A 20,530-nucleotide genomic window follows, 5' to 3' on the forward strand; every position below is an offset into this window, starting at 1 on the left:
CCCCGGAGCGGAGCCCTGGCGGAGTAAAAGGGCCGGGCGGATCCCTTGCGGCGGCGGGGGTGAAGGATTCTCCTCCGGTGCCAGGCGTGCCGGGCGGTGCGCGCGGGGCGGGCGGCTCCGGGCCGTTCCGCTACCGCCAGGGGGGCCGGGAGCGGCGGCGGGCTCGTTCGGCCCGGGCGGTGGCCATGGACCACTCCCAGCGCGAGTACAGCGTCCAGACGGAGGACCGTGCGCCCCGCCGGCGTGCCCTCTCACCTGCGAGGTCGCCGGACAGCACGATGAGGTGGAGGTCGGTGCGGGTGACGAACCGGCGCGGCGCGGAACGGCGCCGCGCGGGCCGCAGGCGCGCTATCGGGGACGAGGGGCGGGGCATCGCGGGCTCCTCCCTCGGGCGGCCGCCGCGGCCGCCCGCTTCACCGAATGTAGCGCACTCGATACCGTCCGCCATCCGCCTCCTCAACTTCGCGTGAACGACCGGTGCCGCGCCGTGATCCGCCCGCAATTCCTCGAAATCCGGCAATACGGGCATCGTCGTCCGCGATAAAAGGGAGATTAATGGTGCGGTAAATGATGTGGAGACACGCCGGGAGAGAAAACAATGGCTCCTTGATCGCGTGTCCAGCGGTGCTACGTTCGTGCCGACCGAACCACGACAAGGAGGGACCGGCAATGGAGTCCGTACCGATCCGGAGCGGGGCGGTTCGCCCCCTGGGTCGGCCGCGCCATGCCGTGATTCCGCTCCTTGTCCGCCTTATCGCCATCGCCGGTTTCGCCATCGCCGGCTGGATGGCCCTGTCCGCCCTCGGCGGACCCGCCTCCGCGGCACAGCCGAGCGCTCCGCACGAGAACGCCGCCTCCGCTCCGCGCGGGGGCGGTGGCCTGATCGCAGACCGTCCGGGTTCGTGGGACGACCTGTCCAGCCGCGTGCAGGAGGTCGGCGACCATCCGCTGAAGGGGCTCGGGTCGCAGCCGGGCGTGCTGCCGGACGGCTCGTTGGAGTCCGGTGACCGTCCCGACCGCGTCCTGCGGACGTGGCGCGACGACGTCGCCGGCCTCCGCGGCCCCGTGCGGGAGATCGAGGACGACCCCGTCCGGTATCTGCAGAAGCGGCGGCACGCGTTGTTCGACCGCAAGGACCGGGCCGTCCGCCAGCTGAGGGACCTGACCGACGCGGCCGGGGTGCCGCGGGTGCGGATACCGGACGTCCGGCGCGCGCCCATCGTGAGCGACCTCGCCGCTGGAGTCGCGAAGTCGAACCCCACTCTGGACGGGGCCCTGCGGCCGCCGAACGCCGAGCGGCCGGAGCACGGGCGCACGAAGGCGGCGTCCGATGAGGTCGCGGCCGCGCGGCCCGGCGGCCACGGCGCGGCGACCGCGCCCAAGGCGTCGGCCGATGAGCCGGGTGACCGGGACGCGGGCCACTGCGCCGGCTGCCAGGGCGAGCGCCGCGGTCCGCTGGCGCCCGCCGACCAGGACGAGCCGTGGACCGGCTCCTCCGCCGGGCACCAGCTCGCGCCCGTCGCCGAGCTGAGGAGCGTCCGCTCCCCGGCGATCCCGCCCGGCGTCGAGCCGAGCACCTTTCACCGCACGGCGCTGACGGACGTGTCCGCGCCCGGCGGTCCTTCCGTCGTCCCTGACTAGGGCGTTCCCGGACGGCTCGCGTCCGGACGGCCCGCGCGCACGTCTGCGCGCCGCCCGTCCCGGCCGGTTCCGACGATCCCGGCCACGTCCCAACGACTTTCCTCGATCAGCAACGGCCTTGCCCGGCCGGTTGCGGGCTGCGCTCACCCGGACGGTGCCGCGCAGTGATCACCACCGATTCACCGAACGCGAAACACGACAGGAGAAACCATGCGCATGTGGGCAAGGAACACCGGCCGCGCCGCCCTGGTGGCCGCGGGCGCCGTCGCCGTCGGCGCGGCCTTCGGGTCCGGGGCCGTCGCCGATACGACGTCCGGCAACTTCAGTGTGCTGGGCGGCAACCAGGTGCAGATCCCGATCTCCGTCCCGGTCGAGGCGAGCGGCAACGCCGTCGGGGCGATCGGGGCGGCGCAGGCCCAGTCGAAGGGCGGCGCCAAGGTCGACAACGCCCGCCGCGGTGGCGGCGGCGGCATGGAGACGTCCGGGAACTTCTCGATCGGCGGCGGCAACCAGGTGAAGGCGCCGATCAGCGTCCCCGTGGACCTCTGCGGCAACGCGATCGCGATCATCGGGCTGGCCAAGGCGCAGTGCAAGGGCGGCGCCAGCGTCAAGTCCGGCCACCGGCACGGCGGCTGGGAGAGCTCCGGCCACCGGACCGCGACCGGCCTGCGGGACGGCGGCGACATCTGGGACCGCGCACGCGGCAAGGGCGGCGGAGGCATGAAGACCTCCGGCAACTTCAGCATCCTGGGTGGCAACCAGGTGTACGCGCCGATCAGCATCCCGGTGAACGTGTGCGGCAACTCCGTCGCGGTCCTCGGCCTGGCGCGGGCGCAGTGCAAGGGCGGCGCGTCCGTCGAGCGCAAGGCCGGCCACGACCCGAAGATGAAGACCTCGGGCAACTTCAGCATCCTGGGTGGCAACCAGGTGCACGCGCCGATCAGCATCCCGGTGAACGTGTGCGGCAACGCGATCGCCGTCCTCGGCCTGGCGCAGGCGCAGTGCAAGGGCGGCGCGACGGTCGGTGGCGGCGAGAAGCCGAAGCCGCTGCCGCCCACGCTCCGGAAGCCGCCGTACAAGCCGTCCAAGCACCGGCCCGCGGCCGGGCACAAGAAGCTGCCGTCGACCCTGCGGTCGCAGGGGCGGCAGGCGGAGTCGGCCGCCGCGCGCAAGGCCCGGGAGGCGCAGGCGGCCACCGCGTCCAGGGTCCAGCAGGCGCAGCCGGCGACGTCCAGGTACCGGATGGCGCGTCCGGCCGCCTCCACCGCGAACCGCTACCGGAAGGCGGACAATCTGCCCGCCGTCCAGCGGTTCATCGACTCGCTCAAGCGGTCCGTCTCGGTCCCCGGGGTGGACGTGAAGCCCGGGCAGATCGGCCCGAAGCTGCCCACGAAGGGCGAGGTGCCGGTCAAGGTCGGCTCCCCGGTGCTGAACTGAACCGCGCGACACCGGACCGAGCCGCCCGGCCCTGAACCGAGCCGCTCGACACTGAACTGAATCGGCATAGGCGCGGGTGACGATCCGCGGCCGATGCCCAGCGGGAGGGGGCGGCAGACGTGCCGCCCCCTTCCCTTTGCCACAGAACCCGGAATCGATGGAAGTGAACCCATGCTCGATCGGAAGTCGGTCTCGGCGGCGGCCATCGCCGTCTGCTGCGGCCTGCCCGTTACGGGCGTCCCGCAGGCGCAGGCGCAGGAACGCGTGCGAACGCAGCCGCAGGCGCGCCCAGGGACGGTGGCCGTGGCCGTGCCCGCTGCGGCGCGTCAGCGGAAGGGCGCGGTGATCGCGCACCTGAGGATCACACGGATGGGCCTGAAGGCCGAGGTCAGGAAGGGTGTCAGCGAGCCGGTGCTGCGGCGCGGCGTCGGGCACTACCCGGGGACGGCCCTTCCCGGACGGGCGGGCAACACGGTCCTGCTCGGCCACCGCACCACCTGGCTCCGCCCGTTCAACGAGCTCGACCGGATGCGGCGCGGCGACCGGATCGTCCTGCGCGTGGGCCGCACGTCCTACACCTACACGATGCGGAGCATGCACGTGATCAAACCGAGGGACCGGCGGGCCCTGGAGCCGGTGCCGTTCAAGCCGCTCAGCGCACCGGACGGCGAGTACGTCACCCTCATCACCTGCACCCCGAAGGGCTCGGACCGCCGGCGCCTGGTCGTCGTCGCCAAACTCAAGCACACCTCAAAGCGCAACACCTGACCACACCACCCGGCAGCGGGACGCTGAGCTCCAGACACTCGGCTCAGCGTCCACCGCCGTCCCCGGGGCGGCGTCGCCGCGTTGTCGGCGAGGGCTGTTAGCGGGTGCCGTATAGGGCGATCAGGCCGTCGTGGTCGCCCTTGCCTAGGGTGGCGGGGCCGTTGTCGCAGGCCGCCACGACGGGCGCCATCGTGAGCTTGGCGTGGTCCGCTCCCTCGACGTGTGCCAGCCCGAAGACGTGGCCCGCCTCGTGCGTCACGACCGCCTCGGCCGAATAGCTGCCGGGCGTGCACGTCCCGTCCGTCCACCAGCGCTTCCCGTGCTCCTGCAGCGCCATGTCCGTCTCGACGGTCCTCGTCCCGATGAACCAGATGCAGGTCGCCGCGAGGACGTCGCTCTCCGCGCCCGTCATCGCCTTCCCGCCGAACGTGTTGACCCGGTCCCGGGTGCCGCAGGTCGCATCCGTGGTGACGTTGGGGCCGCTGTCCGACTCCCCGGAATAGCGTTCGCCGATGTCCGGCGGCGTCGCGAACCGGCCTTGGCCGGTGCAGTCGGTATTGCCGAGGACCATATTGGAGACACCCTTGGCCACGGCCCACCTCGGCAGCCCGGCCGTCCCCGAGTGATAACGCCATCGGACGGCGCTGCCCTTCGCCCATTTGCTCGGCTCGAGACGGTGAGTGCCGTCCCTGCACGGGTCCTGCGGGGCCTGGGACGTGCGGGGCCTGCCCTCAGGCACCCGCCCGCCGCGCGTGGTGATGGTGATCTCGCCCGCCTGGTCGTCGACGAGGATGCGCAGCCCGGAGCCTCCGCCGGTGCGCAGCGAGTGCGCGACCAGCGAGGTGCCGTCGGCGGGGACGACCGCGGTGAGCCCGTTCGGCCCGCGGACGGCCCGGCCGCGCAGGTCGCAGTCGGCGATCCTGACCTTCTGCGGCATCGCGCGGGCGGACAGCGTCTCGCCGGACCTGCACCAGGCGGGAGGACGCGCCGCCGCCCCCGGCCGGACGGCCGCCGCCGCGGTTTCCGGCCCGGCGGTTTCCGGCCCGGCGGTCACCGCTCCGGCCGCCGCCGGGCAGGCGAGGGCGGCGGACAGCGCGGCCGTCGCCATCCCCGCTTTGGCGGCGCGTGAGAATCCGTGCATATCAGTTCTCCGATGTGTGGGAGCGTCCCTCCGGAGTCTTGCGTGAGCCGGGAAAAGGGAAACCGCCGCTCGCTAAAATGATCACCATATCGCGAAAGGCTTCATTTGAAATGGGGTGGAATGGTGAATTTGTCGCCGGAAAGCGTGGAGGTGATGCGGGGAGGGGGCGTAAGTCTTTGGTCAATCGCTGCCAATAATCTGGTAAACGGGTTTATCGATGGTCTGCACGGAAAAGCAGGGAGTAATCCGGCAACTCGGGATCAACAGAACAAGACGTCGGTGTTGCCGGTGTCCGGCCGAGATTCACCGCTACCGCGTGGCGGGCACGCCTCCCCTCACCCCCCGCCGTCCGGCAGCGTTCACGGAAGCAGAGGTGTTCAACGTGCAGACGCAGACACAGGTGCGGGAACTGATGGGCATGAGCGTGACCGACACCCACGGGACGAAGGTCGGCACGATCAAGCAGGTCTACCTCAACGACGACTCCGGAGCCCCCGAATGGGTGACCGTGCACACCGGCTGGTTCGGCATGCGGGAGAGCTTCGTCCCCCTGTCCGGGACGCGGAAGAGCGAGGGCATGCTGCAGGTCCCGTACGACAAGGAGACCATCAAGGGCGCTCCGAACGTGGACGCTGACGAGCATCTGTCGCACGGCCAGATCGTCGACCTCTACCGCCACTACGGCGTGCGTCCCCCGGCCGGACGCGGCACCGGCGGCGAGGCGGACACCTCGCAGGGCACGGCCGGCGCCGAGGGCACGGCCGGCGCCGAGGGCACGGCCGGCGCCGAGGGCACGGCCGGCGCCGAGGGCAAGGCCGAGGCCAAGAGCGGTACGGAGGCCGAGGCCGGATCGCAGGGTCCGTCCGGCACCGCGGGCTCGGAGGGGATGGCGGGCGCGGCGGGCACCGCCGGAATGGCGGGTGCGGCCGGGATGGCCGTCCGTCCCGACAAGGGCAAGCGCGACCGCGGCCGGGAGGGCGACCGCGACCGCGAGCAGGCGATGCCGCAGCAGCCGGCGCGTGGCGACGCGGGGGCCCCGATCGCCGAGATCACCCGGTCGGAGGAGCGGATGCGCGTCGACACCGAGCGGCACGAGCTGGGCCGCGTCCACGTCCACAAGTGGATCGAGACCGAGATGGTCGAGCGCACCGTTCCCGTGGGGCACGACGAGTTCAGGGTCGACCGCGAGCCGATCGCGGACGGCCGGCCGAGCCCGGACGTGACCATCACCGAGGACGACCTCGAAATGATCCTCTACGAGGAGCGCCCGGTGATCGCGAAGGAGACCGTGCCGGTCGAGCGCGTCCGGATCCGGACGGAGCGCGTCCAGGACGAGCAGACGGTCCGCGGCGAACTCCGCAAGGAGCGCGTCGAGGTCACCCGCGACGACGGCCCCGGCGGCGAGCACCCGTCCGCGGAGCGGGGCCCCTCCAAGTGACCCGTCCCGCCCGCTCGTGCTGCGCGCCATCCAGGATGACGGCGCGCCTGGCCGGCCGTTTCACCCGCCGGCGCGGCCAGGCGCCCGTCCTTTTCCGTTGAAAGGCCCGGTCACTTCTGGCGGCCGGTTTCGTAGGGTCCCGTTCAGGGTTTCATCTGACTGTGGCAATCGGCTGTCAGGTTTCTTGACAGGTGAAGGGGTGCGGGAGAGGTTCCAGGTGACGACATCGGGTGCAGGGTTCATGGCCGTCCGGGCGCGCCGTGATCCCGGGCCCCGGCGCGCGGTCCGCCGGGCCGCGTGGCGTCCTTGGAGCGACCCAGGAGGGACGAGTTGCCACACCCCCACAGGCGCGTCATCGCCACCCGGATCGGGCGATCACTGGCCGCGTTCGCGACCGTCGCCGCGCCGGTCATCGCGGCGCAGCCCGCAACGGCCGACGGCAGGCCCGCCGCCTATCTCGACGCGCGGCTGCCCGTGGCGGAGCGGGTCGACGACCTGCTCGGCCGCATGACCCTGCAAGAGAAGATCGGCCAGATGACCCAGGCCGAGCGCGTCGCCATCGACGGCGACCGCGACCAGATCACGACGCTGGGGCTCGGGTCGGTGCTGTCGGGCGGCGGTTCGGTCCCCGCCGACAACACGCCCAAGGGCTGGGCGGACATGGTGGACGCCTACCAGTCGAAGGCCCTCGCCACCCGGCTGAAGATCCCGCTGCTGTACGGGATCGACTCCGTCCACGGCCACAACAACCTCATCGGCGCCACGATCTTCCCGCACAACCTCGCCATGGGCGCCACCCGCGACCCCGCGCTGGTGCGCGAGGAACAGCAGATCACCGCCATCGAGACGAAGGCGACCGGCCCGCAGTGGGTCTTCGCGCCGTGCGTCTGCGTCGTCCGTGACCTGCGCTGGGGCCGGACGTACGAGAGCTACGGCGAGGACCCAGGGCTCGTCATCGAGATGGAGACCGGAATCGAGGGCTTCCAGGGGCGCCACAAGCGCGACCTTTCGAGCCCTAGGCACGTCCTCGCGACCGCCAAGCACTACGCAGGGGACGGCGACACGGTGTTCGGTTCGTCCACCACCGGGACGTTCACCATCGACCAGGGCGTCACCGTCACCGACCGCCGCACGTTCGGGCGGATCGACCTGGCGCCCTATGTGACGGCCGTACGGAAATACGGCGTCGGCAGCATCATGCCGTCGTTCTCCAGCGTCGACTGGAAGGAGGACGGCGTCGGCAACCCGGTGCGCATGAGCGCGAGCAAGGAACTGCTGACCGACGTCCTGAAGCGGAAGATCGGGTTCGACGGGTTCCTCATCAGCGACTGGGCGGCCATCCAGCAGATCCCGGGCGACTACGCCACGCAGGTCCGCACCTCCGTCAACGCGGGCATGGACATGTTCATGGAGCCGCACACCGCCCCGCAGTTCACGCGGACGCTGCTCGCGGAGGTCCAGGCCGGGCGGGTGGAGACGGCCCGCGTCGACGACGCCGTCCGCCGCATCCTGAAGGCGAAGTTCGAGCTCGGCCTCTTCGAGAACCCGTACACCGACCGCCGGTACGCCGGGACGATCGGCTCGCCCGAGCACCGCGCCGTCGCCCGCCGGGCCGTCGCCGAATCCCAGGTGCTGCTGAAGAACTCCGGGCAGGCGCTGCCGCTGGCGGCGGACGAGGAGATCTACGTCGCGGGCGTCAACGCCGACGACATCGGCAACCAGGCCGGCGGCTGGACGGTCACGTGGCAGGGATCGTCCGGCGACATCATCCCCGGCACGACGATCCTGGACGGGATCAGGCAGAACTCGTCCAACGTCACCTACAGCGCGGACGCGTCGGCGCCGATGGCGGGCCATGACGCCGGCATCGTCGTGATCGGCGAGAGGCCCTACGCGGAGGGCCTCGGCGACGTCGGCAACGGCCACACGCTGAACCTGCCGGACGCCGACAAGGCGAACATCGACCGGGTCTGCGGCGCGATCAGGACCTGCGTCGTCCTCGACGTGGCCGGACGCCCGCAGATCGTCACCGACCGGCTCCCCGCGATGGACGCGTTCGTCATGTCCTGGCTGCCCGGCAGCGAGGGCGCCGGCGTGGCCGACGTCCTGTTCGGCAAGCGCCCGTTCACCGGCCGCCTCCCGGTGACCTGGCCGCGCAGCGAGGACCAGGAGCCCATCAACATCGGCGACCGGACCTACAAGCCGCTGTTCCCCTACGCCCACGGCCTCCGAACCGGAGCCCGCACCCACTGACCGTCGCCCACGATGCGGGCCGTTTAGTGCCATCGTCGGGGGAGACGTTGCCTTCAGCGTCCCTTGGAAGGAGGCCGTGGACGGGTGGAACGAGAGCCGCGGGTCGCGTTCGTGCTCGGCGGCGGCGGTGTGCTCGGCGCGCACGAGGTCGGAATGCTGCGGGCGCTGGAGGAGACCGGCGTCCGGCCCGACCTGGTCGTCGGGACGTCCATCGGCGCCCTGAACGGCGCGTTCGTCGCGGCCGGGCCGGGGGCGGCCGCGGTGGAGCGGCTCACCAGCCTGTGGTCGGACGACTCCGTCCGCAACGTGTTCGGGTCGCGCGTCTGGGGACGGCTGTGGACCCTCGCCCGCTCCGGCACGCACCTGCACTCCAACGAGCCCCTGCGCCGGATGCTGGACGAGCTGCTGCCCGTCCGGACGTTCGAGGAGCTGACCGTCCCGTTCCAGTGCGTCGCCGCCGGGATCGAGACGGCGATGGCGCACTGGTTCACCGGAGGACCGCTCATCCCCGCGGTGCTGGCCTCGTCCGCCGCGCCGGGGCTGCTGCCGCCCGTCCACATCGGTGACCGGCACTACTTCGACGGCGGGCTCGTGCACAGCATCCCGGTCGGCCGCGCCGTGATGCTCGGCGCGACCACCATCTACGTCCTCCACGTCGGCCGCATCGAACGGGACCTGCTGCCGCCGCGCCGCCCGTGGGAGGTCGGCCTGGTCGCGTTCGAGATCGCGCGCCGGCACCGCTTCTTCGAGGAGATGGCGGCCCTTCCGGACGGCCTGACCGTGCACGTCCTCCCGGCGGGAAGCGGGGCCCGGCGCGCCGGGGTCGACCTCGCGCAGGTGCGGTACCGGAACACGTCGGGAATCGCCGCGCACATCGAGCGCGCCTACCAGGCATCCTTGAGCTACCTCAAGGAACGAGCGTGAGATGCTGCCGCCCTCCGTCGTCCGCCGCCTGGTGTTCACGCCGCTGCTGTTCGTCCTCACCCTGCTGATCGTCGTGGTGTTCCCGGTCGCCTACGGGACGGCCTGGGTGCTCGGACGCGACCGCCGGCGCGCCGCCCGGCTGCTGCGTTTCGCGCTGGCCTGGGGGACGCGGGAGTCCGCCGCCGTCCTGGAATGCGGGTGGCTGTGGTGCCGGGGACGTGCCCATGACGACCGGCACTACGACATCATCCGCCGCTACGTCGCCGCCCTGTACGCGGTCGCCGAGCGGCACCTCGGCCTCAGCATCGAGATCGAGGGCCCCCGCGACGGCGGGGACGGTGCGGGCGACCGTCCGCTCATCGTCCTCAGCCGCCATGCGGGCCCGGGCGACGCGCTGCTCCTCGTCCACCACCTGCTGACCGACTACCGGCGACGCCCCCGCGTCGTCATGAAGGCGCAGCTCCAGCTCGACCCGTGCGTCGACATCGCCGCCAACCGCCTGCCGAACGTGTTCGTCACACCGGGCGGCGGCGCCGCCGAGGACATCGGCCGCCTCGCCCGGGACCTCCGCCCCCGCGACGCGCTCCTGATCTTCCCCGAGGGCGGCAACTTCACCCCGGAGCGGCGGCGGCGCGCGATCCGCCGCCTGGCCCGGCTGCACCGTCGGGCCGAGGCCGAACGCGCCGCCGCGATGCGGAACCTGATGCCACCGCGCCCGGGCGGCGTGCTGGCGGCGCTGGAGTCAGCCCCGTCCGCGGACGTCGTGTTCGTCGCGCACATCGGGCTCGACCACATCGCCACGGCCGGTGACGTGTGGCGGCGCGTCCCGCTGACCGGGCCCGTCCGAGCCCGCTGGTGGCGGATCCCCGCCGAGGACGTCCCGCGCGACCGCGACGCCCGCACCGACTGGCTCTACACCCAGTGGGAGCGCGCCGACGCGTGGATCACCGCCAACCGCGCACCCGCCCCCGAGTGACATCATGGACGTATGGGCGACGAGGGGACGGTGCGGGTCGACCTGTGGATCTGGTCCGTGCGCCTGCTGAAGACCCGCTCGATGGCGACGACCGCCTGCCGCGCGGGCCATGTCCGCGTGAACAACGAGCGCGCGAAGCCGTCCACGGCCGTGAAGCCCGGCGACGAGATCCGGCTCCGCCATGACGGACGGGAACGCGTCGTCATCGTCCAGCGGATCATCCGCAAGCGGGTCGGGGCGCCCGCCGCGCAGGAATGCCTGATCGACAAGAGCCCGCCCCCGCCGCCGCGCGAGGCGCTCATCCCGGTCGGCCGCCGCGACCGCGGCGCGGGCCGTCCCACCAAACGGGAACGCCGCGAGCTGGAACGCATCCTCGACCGCTACCGCACCCTCAAAGAGGACCCCGAACACACCAAGCCACCTTCGGAGCGCCCACAGGACTGACCCGTCGCCTAGGCGGCGACGCTAGGCGACCTCGGGACCTTCACCGCCTCGTACAGATCGATCAAACGGGCTCTCCATCCCCGGAAGGTTCCTGGACAAGCCCCTGCACGGCACCGAAGGACCGCTCGAACAGCGCCTCGGCGCGGTCGTGGTCGCCGACTGCCTGGTAGGCCAGCGCGAGGTTGTGGCCGATGGCCAGCGTGTCGGGATGCCCGGGACCGAGCACTCGCTCCCGCAGCGCCATGACCTGCTCGAACAGTGCCTTTGCGCGGTCGTGGTCGCCGACTGCCTGGCAGGCCAGCGCGAGGTTGTGACCGATGGCCAGCGTGTCAGGATGCTCGGCGCCGAGCTCCCGCTCCCGCTCGGCCATGACCTGCTCGTACGCGGCGACGATCCGTCCGAGATGACCACGCGGACGCTGAACAGCGACCGAGTCGTCATCAGCGGCCACGATGTCAGACGACGGCGAAGGCCGACTCTCCTCGGAGAGCTTGTGCAGGACGACGACCACGCGCCCGAGCACCGAAGCGTCGTCCCCGGGGATCGGCTCATACGCGCTGTTCTGCGGGACCAGCCAGACATGGCCGTCGGCGCGCCGGAACGTTTTCACCGTCGCCTCACCGTCGATCATGGCGGCGACGATGTCGCCGTTCTCCGCGACCGGCTGCTGGCGCACCACCACCCAGTCGCCGTCAGCGATCGACACTCCGGTCATCGAATCGCCCACGACTTTCAGCGCGAAATGAGCGCCCTCGCCGAGTAGTTGCCCGGGCAGGCTGAACACGTCCTCGACGGCCTCCTCGGCCAGAATCGGCCCGCCCGCCGCGATCCGTCCCACCAAAGGCACCATGCTGGACCCGGGTGGGGCGCCCTGCGATGCGCTGGCAGGGGTCAGTGCCGGGACGCTTCCCGGCGGCACCCGCACCTCTACAGCCCTCGGCCGATTCGGGTCCTTGCGCAGATAACCTTTTCGCTCAAGCGCACGCAGCTGATACGTCACACTCGACGTACTCGTCAGCCCGACCGCCTCGCCGATCTCCCGCAGCGAAGGCGGGTGCCCACGCTGCTGAATCGACTGACGGACGGCCTCCAGCACCATTTTCTGGCGGACGCTGAGATCGCTCTCGTCGTGGGGCTGAACAGCGGTGGCCGCGACGCCGGAACGGCTCGCGGTCCTCATCGGCTCGACGGCCAACCAGCTCTGCCAGCGGGATCGACCCCTCCCACCCGCGCCGCCGGGCCTGCCCACACTGGACGAGGATTCCGCCACATCACCGGCCTCATCGGCGATCCAGCCTTTCAGCCGACGCAGCCCGGCCTCGACATCGTAGGGAGGCTGAGCGGCAGCCGCCTGCCGGTGCGCCGTTTTATAGAGGTCAGCAGCCGATCCCTCGGTCGCATTCTCGTTCTCGTCGTTCACTACCTCACAGCGTCATGAAAGGCGTGCTGGACAAGGTCCTCCGCCTGATGGCGGGTCACGCCCGGTAACGTGCACGCGAAGCGATAGAGGTCGTCGGCGGCCTCACGGAACAACTCCTCGACGGCCAGCGCGGTCTCTTTCGAGACCCGGCGCCTCACCCCTGATCCTCAACGACCGCCCGAAGCTGCGGCTCACCGGACCCGAGCGTAACGGTCATGGACCGCCCCCTGAGATCGTCCTCCTGGCGCACCACGGTCCCGGTCGGCGCCTCGGCGACAAGCTCCCGAAAGGTCTTCCGCCGCTGCCATTCACCCAGCAGCGAGAAGGTGCCATGCGCGACCAGCCCGACCACCATGACCGCCCCCACCTGCCAAGAGATCGCATTGGCGACCGCAGCGGACGCCGCCGTCCACCAGACCCCTACCGAACCTCTGAACACCGTCACACACCCACATCGCCCCAGACGCCCGAACCGTTTAAATCACTTTCCGACATCACGAAGCGCCCCCCCACACACAGCCGCCGAACCCGCAGCACTCATTACGTACCTGGTCCGAAAATCAGCCCGTGACATTTCCTTGACCGTGGATCGGCCGGTGGGACACTCCAGCACAGGAGGCGGAGCGGGATGGCGAGCCAGGTCTGGACCCTTGCGGCGGTGGTCGTCGGCGCCGCCATGTCGTATCTGGTGACGGTGCTCCACGAGCGTGCCCGTTACCGGCGGGAGACCCTGACTCGCTGGGACGAGCGTCGATGCGGCCACCATCGAGGCGGGCCACCATCTGAACCGTGGGGTCTGGCGGCTGGAGTGGTTCGCTCGCGAACTCGCGGCCGGCGACCAAAAGAGCTGGGACGCCGCCAACGGTCATTACCGAGCCGCACAGTGTCGTTCCATGCGGAGCCGACGATGTACCGATTGGCGCGTCTCAGCGACGAAGCGTCCAGCTTGGCCTGGGAGTACGGCGCTGTGGCGGGAAGCGGCGAGGTGCGGCAGACAGAGTCGCCGGACGGCGGCGCGCGGTTCGTCAACTCGACGATCAACCATTGGCTGTGTTCGCTGCATCTGGTCGGCAGCCGACTGACCGGCTCGGAGGTCATCGGCCACTGGGACGAGGACGAGCAAACCGAGGAGAAGGCACTGGCGGAACTCGCCGACCTGTTGGCGCAGATCGGGGTGCTCGACCCGCCCGCCATTGGGGACGGCGACCACCAGACTCATTTCTGGCCTGCCGTGCTCGACCGATGGCTCTACTGACCACCCCACTGGAAGGCGTATAGGCGCGCGGAAGAGGATTCTCTCGGCCGCGAACGCCCGCCCGCTCACGTATATCAGGTCGCTTCTGGGGCGGCGCGCTGATCATCTTTGCGGTCGATCCAATGTCGGTGCACCTCGGAGGGCGATTCGAGACCGCGACGGGGGACTACGGAGAGGCCGAGACTGGCCACGGACTGTTAAGCCGGTGCGTTTCTGTGTCACCTTGCCAGCGGGCGCGAGTTAAGGGGTTGTCATGGCGATCGCAAGCGAACCTGGCGCGACTGCCGCTCACCCGGGGATCGTCACTTCGACGTCGGCTTTGACAACGTGCTCGAACTGCGACGCGGAGGTGCTCCGCGCCCTCCTGCACTGGGAAGGGCGCGGCGCGGATCCGGACGAGCGCATCGACGTGTTCGTCACGTTCGACGAGGACGGCGACCTCGACGAGATGTCCGAGGCGGGCTTCGACCCGGGCCACGTCAACGGCGATCTCGTCACCGGGTCGGTCGCCCTCGCCGACGTCGCCGAGCTCGCCGCGACCGCCGGTGTCCGCTGGATCGCCGCGTCCGCGCGCCCGCATCTGCACATCGATCGCAGCATGGGCGAGATCAAGGCCACCTCGCTCCGCGCGAACTCGCCGCCGTACAACGCGGGCGGCCTGCCCGGCCTCACCGGCAAGGGCGTCCTCGTCGGCGTCATCGACAATCGCCTGACGGTCACCCACCCGACGTTCGTCGTGCCGAACACGACGCCGCCGAAGTCGCGCATCATCGGCTACTGGGACCAGATCTCCGGACCCAAGCCGGGACAGAAGCCGCCGAGCGAATTCGGGTTCTCGGCCGGGCTCAACTACGGCGTCTGGTGGGACGAGGCCGCCGTCGCCCATGTCGTCGCTCACAACCTCTTCCACGAGATCTGGACCAGCGCCGAGTTCGACCACGGCACGCACGTCGCCGGCATCGCCGCGGGCAGCGGGTCGAGAAGGGACGGACCGTTCGCGCCGTTCACGTTCGTGGGCGTCGCACCCGAGGCCGACCTCGTCTTCGCCAACGCGGCCATGCTCACCACCGCCAAAGGAGTCAGCGAGGCCGCCGCGCTGATCCACCAGCTCGCGGCGAAGCGCGGCGCCCCCTGCGTCATCAACATGAGCTTCGGCACACACGAAGGGGCGCGCGACGGGTCGACCGCGATGGAGCTGGCGATCGACAAGCTGATGCACGACGCGAACGGCGACCCCATCCCCGGGCGGGCGATCGTGGTCTCCGCCGGAAACGAGGGCGATGCCCGCCGCCACGGCCGCAAGAACATCAACGCGTCCGGCAACGTGTCGTTCCGGCTCGAGGTGGAAGAGATCGTCTTCCCCAACGGGAGCAAGCTGTCCGACGACCGCAACGACGATCAGCTCTACTTCTGGTACGACGGCGCGGCGAAGATCGAGTTACGCCTCACGCCGCCGCGGTCGACCCCGAGCGGGTGGACGCAGCCGGGCCAGCAGAGCACGATCTCCATCGGCGGCACAAAGGTCGCGAGCGTCGTGTCGCCGCCGCAGCCCGACCCGAACAACGGCAAGCGGAAGATCGACGTGACGTTCGTAGGTCCTGTGCGCAGAGGGATCTGGAAGATCGAGCTGCACGAGATCGGCGGTGCGGCGGCAGCGGTCGACGTGTGGGTCGAGCGGGAGAACCTCGACGCGTGGCCGCAGCTCGCGATCGGCGACAACATCACCGACAACACCGTCACCTCGCCGGCCACGGCCCGCAGCGTCATCGCGGTCGGCGCCTACACCTCCGAGCCGGGCAGCGACTTCAAGTCCTACGGCTCGATCGCGGAAAGCTCGAGCCGCGGCCTGGACAGCGCGTCCGGAGTGCCGCCCGATCGCGTCCGCCCCCACATGGTCGCGCCCGGCCGGCGGATCATCTCCTCCTGTGACTCGGAGGAAAGGCGCCCGGAGTTGATCAGGGCCCGCTTCGGCGGCTGGATGCTCGACCACCACGTCATCTTCTCCGGCACGAGCCAGGCCGCGCCGCACGTGACCGGGGTCATCGCGCTGATGTTCCAGAAGAACCCGACGCTCACGTATGTCGACGTGCGGCGGATCCTTGCCGCGACGACGAAGAAGGACCACATCCCGCCCGAGCTCGTGCTGCCCAACGCCGTGTGGGGCGCGGGCAAGCTCGACGCGGCCGCTGCGCTGGCGGCGACCCCAGCGAGCACGCCATGAGCGACGCCGGAACGTTCGAACGGGTCGCGGCGCTGATCGGCGAGGCGCTGCGGCCGCTCGCCGGGGCCCTGGCCGATCCGGGCGAGATGCTCGTCGAGTTCGGCGTCGCGATCGACCACGCCGCGCTCGCCGGAGTGGCGGGCGCCGCGGCGGACACCGCCCGCGCGGTCGCCGACCTCGGCAACTTCGTCACCGCGCTGAACGTGGCGATCGACACCGACGACGGCATCGGGATCACGGCCAACGGGGCCGCGGTCGCGCAGCGGATCGCCACGGTCCTGACCGGGCTGGCGAACGTGGAGAACGGCGTGAACGCGGCGCTGAACTCGTCCTCGATCACGCCCGAGCAACGCGCCAGGGCGCGGGCGCTGCTGGACGATCTGCCCGGCCTGATCGTCACCCGCATGGTCGTCGACCGGCTCCGCGTCCGGCTGCCCAAGGTCACGATGTTCCTCGCCGCGTCCGGGCTGCTCGAAGGGCGCGACCACGGTGGCGATCCGGTCGACCCGATGTTCCCGCCGCACTTCTCCTGGACGATCCGCTGGGACCGCATCGGGCTGTTCCTCGGGAACCCGCTGTCGGTGCTCCGCGACGCCTACGGCCTCGGCGTGCCCGGCTTCGACGGGAAGGTGCTGTTCGAGCTGCTCGCCCAGCTGATGGACAGCGGAGACGAACGCCTCGACCGCCCGTACATCACCACCGGCGCGGGCGGGGTCGGCGCCGTCCTGATCGGGCCGTCGCTCGTCGCCGGCGTGCGCGACGGCGGCATCGCCTTCCCGCTGCGGCTCGGCATCGCGGGCAAGGGGACGGAACAGTTCCCGCTCGGCGAACGCACCGCGTTCACCGTCGACGTCGACGGGAACCTCACCGCGGGCTCCGAGCTGCGCCTTTCACCCGGCCTGGACGTGACGATCGTGTCCCCGGAGGGCGCGCCCTCGGCCGCGTTCTCCGTCACGGTCGCGTTCACGGTCGGCAAGGCCGGTGAGCCGATCATGCTGATCGGCGACACCCGGATCGGCGGCCTGAGCATCGAGACGGCGAGCCTCGGGGTGTCGCTCAACGCCCGGGCGGGCCTCGACGGAACCGCGACGGCGGAGCCGTCCGCCCAGGTGGAGCTCACCGGCGGCCGCCTGGTCATCGACCTGTCGGGAGCCGACGGCTTCATCAGCAAGCTCGTCGGCGCGAAGCTCGAGACGGACTTCGACCTCCGGCTGCTGTGGACGCCGTCGTCCGGGCTCCAACTGGAGGGCAGCGAGACGCTCGAACTCGCCCTGCCCCTGCACCTGAAGCTGGGCCCGCTGGAGATCACGACCCTGCACGTGAGCGTGGGCCTGCCCGCTGACGGTTCCCTGCCGATCGAGGTCTCCGCCGACTTCAAGGGCGCGCTCGGGCCGGTCAAGGCGTCGGTCGAGCGGGTCGGCATCGTCGCCACGCCGCGCTTCCCCGACGGGGGCGGCAACCTCGGCCCGGTCGACCTCGCGCTCGGGTTCAAGCCGCCGAAGGGCGTCGGCCTGGCGATCGACGCCGGGATCGTGGCGGGCGGCGGGTACCTGTCCTTCGACCCGGACCGGGGGGAGTACGCCGGGGCGCTGGAGCTGGAGTTCGCCGGGTTCATCGAGGTCAAGGCGATCGGGCTGATCACCACCCGGATGCCGGACGGACGGCCCGGGTTCTCGCTGCTGATCATCCTGACCGCCGAGTTCGGCGGGGGCGGGATCCAGCTCGGGTTCGGGTTCACGCTGCTCGGCGTCGGCGGCATCCTCGGGCTGAACCGCAGGATGGACCTCGCGGCGCTCGCCGAAGGGGTCGTCACCGGGGCCGTCGAGTCGGTGATGTTCCCGCGCGACGTGATCGCGAACGCGCCGCGGATCGTCAGCGACCTGCGCAGGTTCTTCCCGCCGGAGGAGGGCCGCTTCCTCGTCGGGCCGATGGCGAAGATCGGCTGGGGCACGCCGACCCTGGTCAGCGTCTCGCTCGGGGTGATCGTCGAGATCCCGCCGGGGAACATCGCGATCCTCGGCGTGCTCAAGTGCGCCCTGCCCAGCGAGGACGTGGCGCTGCTCGTCCTGCAGGTCAACTTCATCGGCGCTTTCGAGGCCGACAAGTCGCGGCTGTGGTTCTACGCGCAGCTGTTCGACTCCCGTGTCCTGACCATCACCATCGACGGCGGGATGGGCCTCCTCATCGACATGGGGGACAATCCCGACTTCGTCCTCTCGGTCGGCGGGTTCCACCCGTCGTTCAAGCCGCCGCCGCTGCCGTTCCCGATCCCGCCGCGGGTGTCGATGGACATCCTGAACGCCCCCGGACGGCTGATCCGGGTGTCCGGCTACTTCGCGGTCACCAGCAACACGGCCCAGTTTGGCGCGAAGGCGGAGATCCGGCTCGGCTTCGACGACTTCGGCCTGGAGGGGCACCTCGCGTTCGACGCGCTCTTCCGGTTCTCGCCGTTCGCGTTCGTCATCGAGATCTCCGCGGGCGTCTCGCTGAAGGCGTTCGGGGTCGGCCTGTTCGGCATCGACCTGCGCTTCAAGCTGGAGGGACCGTCCGCGTGGCGGGCGCACGGCCGCGGCTCGATCTCCCTGCTGTTCTTCGAGATCTCCGCGGACTTCGACATCTCCTGGGGCGAGGAGCGCGCCACCACGCTGCCGCCGGTCGCGGTGCTCGAACTGCTGGAGCGCGAGGTGCGCAAGCCGGAGGGCTGGCAGACCCGGCTCCCGGCGGGCGGCGCGAACCCGCTGGTCACGCTGCGCCAGTTGCCCGCGGGCGACGAGCTGGTGCTGCATCCGCTCGGCACGCTGTTCATCCACCAGCGGGCCATTCCGCTCGGCGTGCGGATCGACCGGGTCGGCGCGCAGCGGCCGAGCGACGGCAAGCGGTTCACCGTCGCGCCGGTACGGGGCAGCGGCCTGGAGCGGGCGTCGGACACCGACGACCAGTTCGCCATGGCCCAGTTCCAGGACATGGACGACGCCGCGAAGCTGTCGCGTCCCGCCTACGAGAAGCAGGACGCCGGTATTGAGCTGACCGCCGAGAAGGGCGCGATCGCGTCACCGCGGGTGGTACGGCGCAGCGCGCGGTACGAGCTGCACATCATCGACAGCAGACCCCCAAGGCCGACGACGAGCGTGCGCACTGCCGCGAACGGGCAGGCGGCCGAGGTGGCGGCGCCCCGGGCGCCGAAGCTCTACAGCCCGCCACCGGCGGTGTTCGGGCAGTTGCTGGACGGCAGCAGCACCGCGCGTTCGCCGATCTCGCAGCGGGAGGCGCGGCTGCGCCAGCCCTTCACGGCGGACGAGACCGTGCGCGTCACCGGCGACCGCTTCGTCGTCGCGTACCGGCGCAACAACCGTCAGGCGTTCCCGCCCGTGGCGGCGGGCTCCACCACGTCCAGCTTCCGTAGCGCGGCGACCGCCGCCGACGCGATGGCCGACTGGATCCGCGCTGACGCGACCCTGGCCGGGCAACTGCACGTGCTGCCCCAGGCCGAGGCCGGCGGAGGCGCGGCGGCCAAGCCGGGAACCTGGACGGTGGCGAACCCGCCGCCGTCCGCCGTCTCGGGCGCCGACGCGGTACGGCTGACCGGCGGCAAGGTGCTCATCGCGGGCGGCGCCGACGCCGCCGGGAAGGCCGTGGCCGCCGCCGCCGTGTACGACCCGATCGCCGCGACCTGGGCCGACGCGACCCCACCGCTGGGGACGGCCCGGCGGCGGCACACGACGACGAAGCTCGCGGACGGACGGGTCGTCGCCGCGGGCGGGCTCGGCGCCGGCAACGCCCCACTGGCCTCGTTCGAGGTGTTCGAGCCGGTCGCCGCCGTCTGGAGCACCCCGCAGACAACGCTGAACACCGCCAGATCCGGGCATTCCGCCACGGCGGCCGGCGAGCGGCTGCTGGTCGCGGGCGGCACCGGAGCCCGGGGCGCCGCGCTGGCGTCGGCCGAGCTGCTCGATCCGGGGACGCTGACCTGGGCCGAGGTCAAGCCGATGAACTGCGCCCGCACCGGCCATCAGGCCGTGCCGCTCGACGGCAAGGTGCTCGTCATCGGCGGCGCGCTGCCGACCGGCGAGGGCGAGCGCGCGCTCGCGTTCTGCGAGATCTACGACCCGGAGACCGGATCATGGACGCCGACCGGCAGCCTCCACGTCCCGCGGAAGGGCCATCAGGCGACGCTGCTGGGCGACGGCCGGGTGCTCGTCACCGGAGGCGACGCGGTGCCGGCCGTGCCGTACCGCCCGGACAGCCTGGCCTCGGCCGAACTGTACGACCCGGAAACCGGGACCTGGACCCGCGTCGCGGACATGCCGGGCGGTGGACGCAGCGGGCACCGCGGCGTCTGGACGCCCGCCGGCGTGGTCGTGACCGGCGGCACCGGACGGCCACGCCCCACCGCCGGTTATCGCAGCGCCATTGTCTTCGACCCTAGCTCCGGCACCTGGACGACCACCGCCCCCCTGGGCACGGGCCGATGGGATTTCCCGGCCGTCGACCTCGCGGACGGCCGGGTGTTCGTGACCGGCGGTCTGGCCTTGGCCGGAGCGGCCGCACCCGGCCCCGATCCCACGGTCCCGGCCGCCACCGCCGAGATCTACCTCCCCTGAAGACCCCCTGA

General features: G+C 71.4%; 15 protein-coding genes and 1 pseudogene. 11 read left to right on the forward strand and 5 right to left on the reverse strand.

Going from position 1 to position 20,530, the window contains the following annotated elements; genetic code table 11:
• Window positions 1–130 precede the first annotated feature (130 nt).
• The gene (locus ETD83_RS14010; protein ID WP_138645553.1) at window positions 131–373 is read right to left on the reverse strand and encodes a hypothetical protein; all 243 of its coding nucleotides are present in this window, start codon (window positions 371–373) and stop codon (window positions 131–133) included.
• 356 nt (window positions 374–729) lie between these two features.
• Between ETD83_RS14010 and ETD83_RS14015 the strand changes: the two genes are divergently transcribed.
• The 3 genes from ETD83_RS14015 (at window position 730) to ETD83_RS14025 (ending at window position 3,846) form a co-directional block, all read left to right on the forward strand.
• Entirely contained in the window at window positions 730–1,641 is a 912-nt protein-coding gene (locus ETD83_RS14015; protein WP_138645554.1) for a hypothetical protein, read from the forward strand.
• A 210-nt stretch (window positions 1,642–1,851) separates the two neighbouring features.
• On the forward strand, window positions 1,852–3,078 hold the full coding sequence (locus ETD83_RS44410) for a chaplin family protein (RefSeq protein WP_138645555.1): 1,227 nt from the start codon (window positions 1,852–1,854) through the stop codon (window positions 3,076–3,078).
• A 171-nt stretch (window positions 3,079–3,249) separates the two neighbouring features.
• On the forward strand, window positions 3,250–3,846 hold the full coding sequence (locus ETD83_RS14025; protein WP_171064191.1) for a class E sortase: 597 nt from the start codon (window positions 3,250–3,252) through the stop codon (window positions 3,844–3,846).
• Between the two features lie 97 nt (window positions 3,847–3,943).
• On the opposite strand, the gene ETD83_RS14030 is transcribed toward ETD83_RS14025, so the two are convergent.
• Complete coding sequence (locus tag ETD83_RS14030; RefSeq protein WP_138645557.1) at window positions 3,944–4,987, reverse strand: matrixin family metalloprotease; 1,044 nt, start codon at window positions 4,985–4,987, stop codon at window positions 3,944–3,946.
• 382 nt (window positions 4,988–5,369) lie between these two features.
• Between ETD83_RS14030 and ETD83_RS14035 the strand changes: the two genes are divergently transcribed.
• The 5 genes from ETD83_RS14035 (at window position 5,370) to ETD83_RS14055 (ending at window position 11,022) form a co-directional block, all read left to right on the forward strand.
• Entirely contained in the window at window positions 5,370–6,425 is a 1,056-nt protein-coding gene (locus ETD83_RS14035; protein ID WP_205717658.1) for a DUF2382 domain-containing protein, read from the forward strand.
• A gap of 330 nt (window positions 6,426–6,755) precedes the next feature.
• Window positions 6,756–8,678, forward strand: a complete 1,923-nt coding sequence (locus ETD83_RS14040) for a glycoside hydrolase family 3 protein (RefSeq protein WP_230420898.1) — start codon at window positions 6,756–6,758, stop codon at window positions 8,676–8,678.
• 84 nt (window positions 8,679–8,762) lie between these two features.
• Window positions 8,763–9,602: a patatin-like phospholipase family protein gene (locus ETD83_RS14045; RefSeq protein ID WP_230420899.1), complete on the forward strand. Its 840-nt coding sequence runs from the start codon at window positions 8,763–8,765 to the stop codon at window positions 9,600–9,602.
• 1 nt (window position 9,603) lies between these two features.
• Window positions 9,604–10,578, forward strand: coding sequence for a 1-acyl-sn-glycerol-3-phosphate acyltransferase (locus tag ETD83_RS14050; RefSeq protein ID WP_138645558.1), 975 nt, complete (start codon window positions 9,604–9,606; stop codon window positions 10,576–10,578).
• A gap of 12 nt (window positions 10,579–10,590) precedes the next feature.
• Window positions 10,591–11,022: an RNA-binding S4 domain-containing protein gene (locus tag ETD83_RS14055; RefSeq protein WP_138645559.1), complete on the forward strand. Its 432-nt coding sequence runs from the start codon at window positions 10,591–10,593 to the stop codon at window positions 11,020–11,022.
• A 61-nt stretch (window positions 11,023–11,083) separates the two neighbouring features.
• Here the strand turns inward: ETD83_RS14055 and ETD83_RS44415 are convergent, their stop codons facing one another.
• The 3 genes and pseudogenes from ETD83_RS44415 to ETD83_RS14065 form a co-directional block, all read right to left on the reverse strand.
• The gene (locus tag ETD83_RS44415; RefSeq protein WP_268920452.1) at window positions 11,084–11,533 is read right to left on the reverse strand and encodes a tetratricopeptide repeat protein; all 450 of its coding nucleotides are present in this window, start codon (window positions 11,531–11,533) and stop codon (window positions 11,084–11,086) included.
• A pseudogene (lexA, locus tag ETD83_RS44420) lies at window positions 11,510–12,202 on the reverse strand (transcriptional repressor LexA); the annotation flags it as partial. The pseudogene lexA and the gene ETD83_RS44415, both read right to left, overlap by 24 nt.
• A gap of 394 nt (window positions 12,203–12,596) precedes the next feature.
• Window positions 12,597–12,887: a hypothetical protein gene (locus ETD83_RS14065; RefSeq protein WP_138645561.1), complete on the reverse strand. Its 291-nt coding sequence runs from the start codon at window positions 12,885–12,887 to the stop codon at window positions 12,597–12,599.
• 183 nt (window positions 12,888–13,070) lie between these two features.
• Here ETD83_RS14065 and ETD83_RS14070 point away from each other — a divergent pair, with 183 nt between their 5' ends.
• From ETD83_RS14070 to ETD83_RS14080, 3 genes are all read left to right on the forward strand, one after another.
• On the forward strand, window positions 13,071–13,697 hold the full coding sequence (locus ETD83_RS14070; RefSeq protein ID WP_138645562.1) for an SUKH-4 family immunity protein: 627 nt from the start codon (window positions 13,071–13,073) through the stop codon (window positions 13,695–13,697).
• A gap of 319 nt (window positions 13,698–14,016) precedes the next feature.
• Window positions 14,017–15,918 (forward strand): S8 family serine peptidase, encoded by a 1,902-nt coding sequence (locus ETD83_RS14075; protein WP_171064192.1) that lies wholly within the window; start codon window positions 14,017–14,019, stop codon window positions 15,916–15,918.
• The gene (locus ETD83_RS14080) at window positions 15,915–20,519 is read left to right on the forward strand and encodes a DUF6603 domain-containing protein (protein ID WP_138645564.1); all 4,605 of its coding nucleotides are present in this window, start codon (window positions 15,915–15,917) and stop codon (window positions 20,517–20,519) included. Before ETD83_RS14075 ends, ETD83_RS14080 begins: the two co-directional genes overlap by 4 nt.
• Window positions 20,520–20,530 lie beyond the last annotated feature (11 nt).

It is taken from the genome of Actinomadura soli, from assembly GCF_005889715.1.
GTDB classification, from domain to species: domain Bacteria; phylum Actinomycetota; class Actinomycetes; order Streptosporangiales; family Streptosporangiaceae; genus Spirillospora; species Spirillospora soli.

What these genes read in the sequence shown, in the direction of transcription:
- ETD83_RS14010 (WP_138645553.1), bottom strand. Translation starts at nt 373, where the DNA reads ATGCCCCGCCCCTCGTCCCCGATAGCGCGCCTGCGGCCCGCGCGGCGC.
- ETD83_RS44410 (WP_138645555.1), top strand. Translation starts at nt 1,852, where the DNA reads ATGCGCATGTGGGCAAGGAACACCGGCCGCGCCGCCCTGGTGGCCGCG.
- ETD83_RS14025 (WP_171064191.1), top strand. Translation starts at nt 3,250, where the DNA reads ATGCTCGATCGGAAGTCGGTCTCGGCGGCGGCCATCGCCGTCTGCTGC.
- ETD83_RS14030 (WP_138645557.1), bottom strand. Translation starts at nt 4,987, where the DNA reads ATGCACGGATTCTCACGCGCCGCCAAAGCGGGGATGGCGACGGCCGCG.
- ETD83_RS14050 (WP_138645558.1), top strand. Translation starts at nt 9,604, where the DNA reads ATGCTGCCGCCCTCCGTCGTCCGCCGCCTGGTGTTCACGCCGCTGCTG.
- ETD83_RS14055 (WP_138645559.1), top strand. Translation starts at nt 10,591, where the DNA reads ATGGGCGACGAGGGGACGGTGCGGGTCGACCTGTGGATCTGGTCCGTG.
- ETD83_RS14070 (WP_138645562.1), top strand. Translation starts at nt 13,071, where the DNA reads ATGGCGAGCCAGGTCTGGACCCTTGCGGCGGTGGTCGTCGGCGCCGCC.
- ETD83_RS14080 (WP_138645564.1), top strand. Translation starts at nt 15,915, where the DNA reads ATGAGCGACGCCGGAACGTTCGAACGGGTCGCGGCGCTGATCGGCGAG.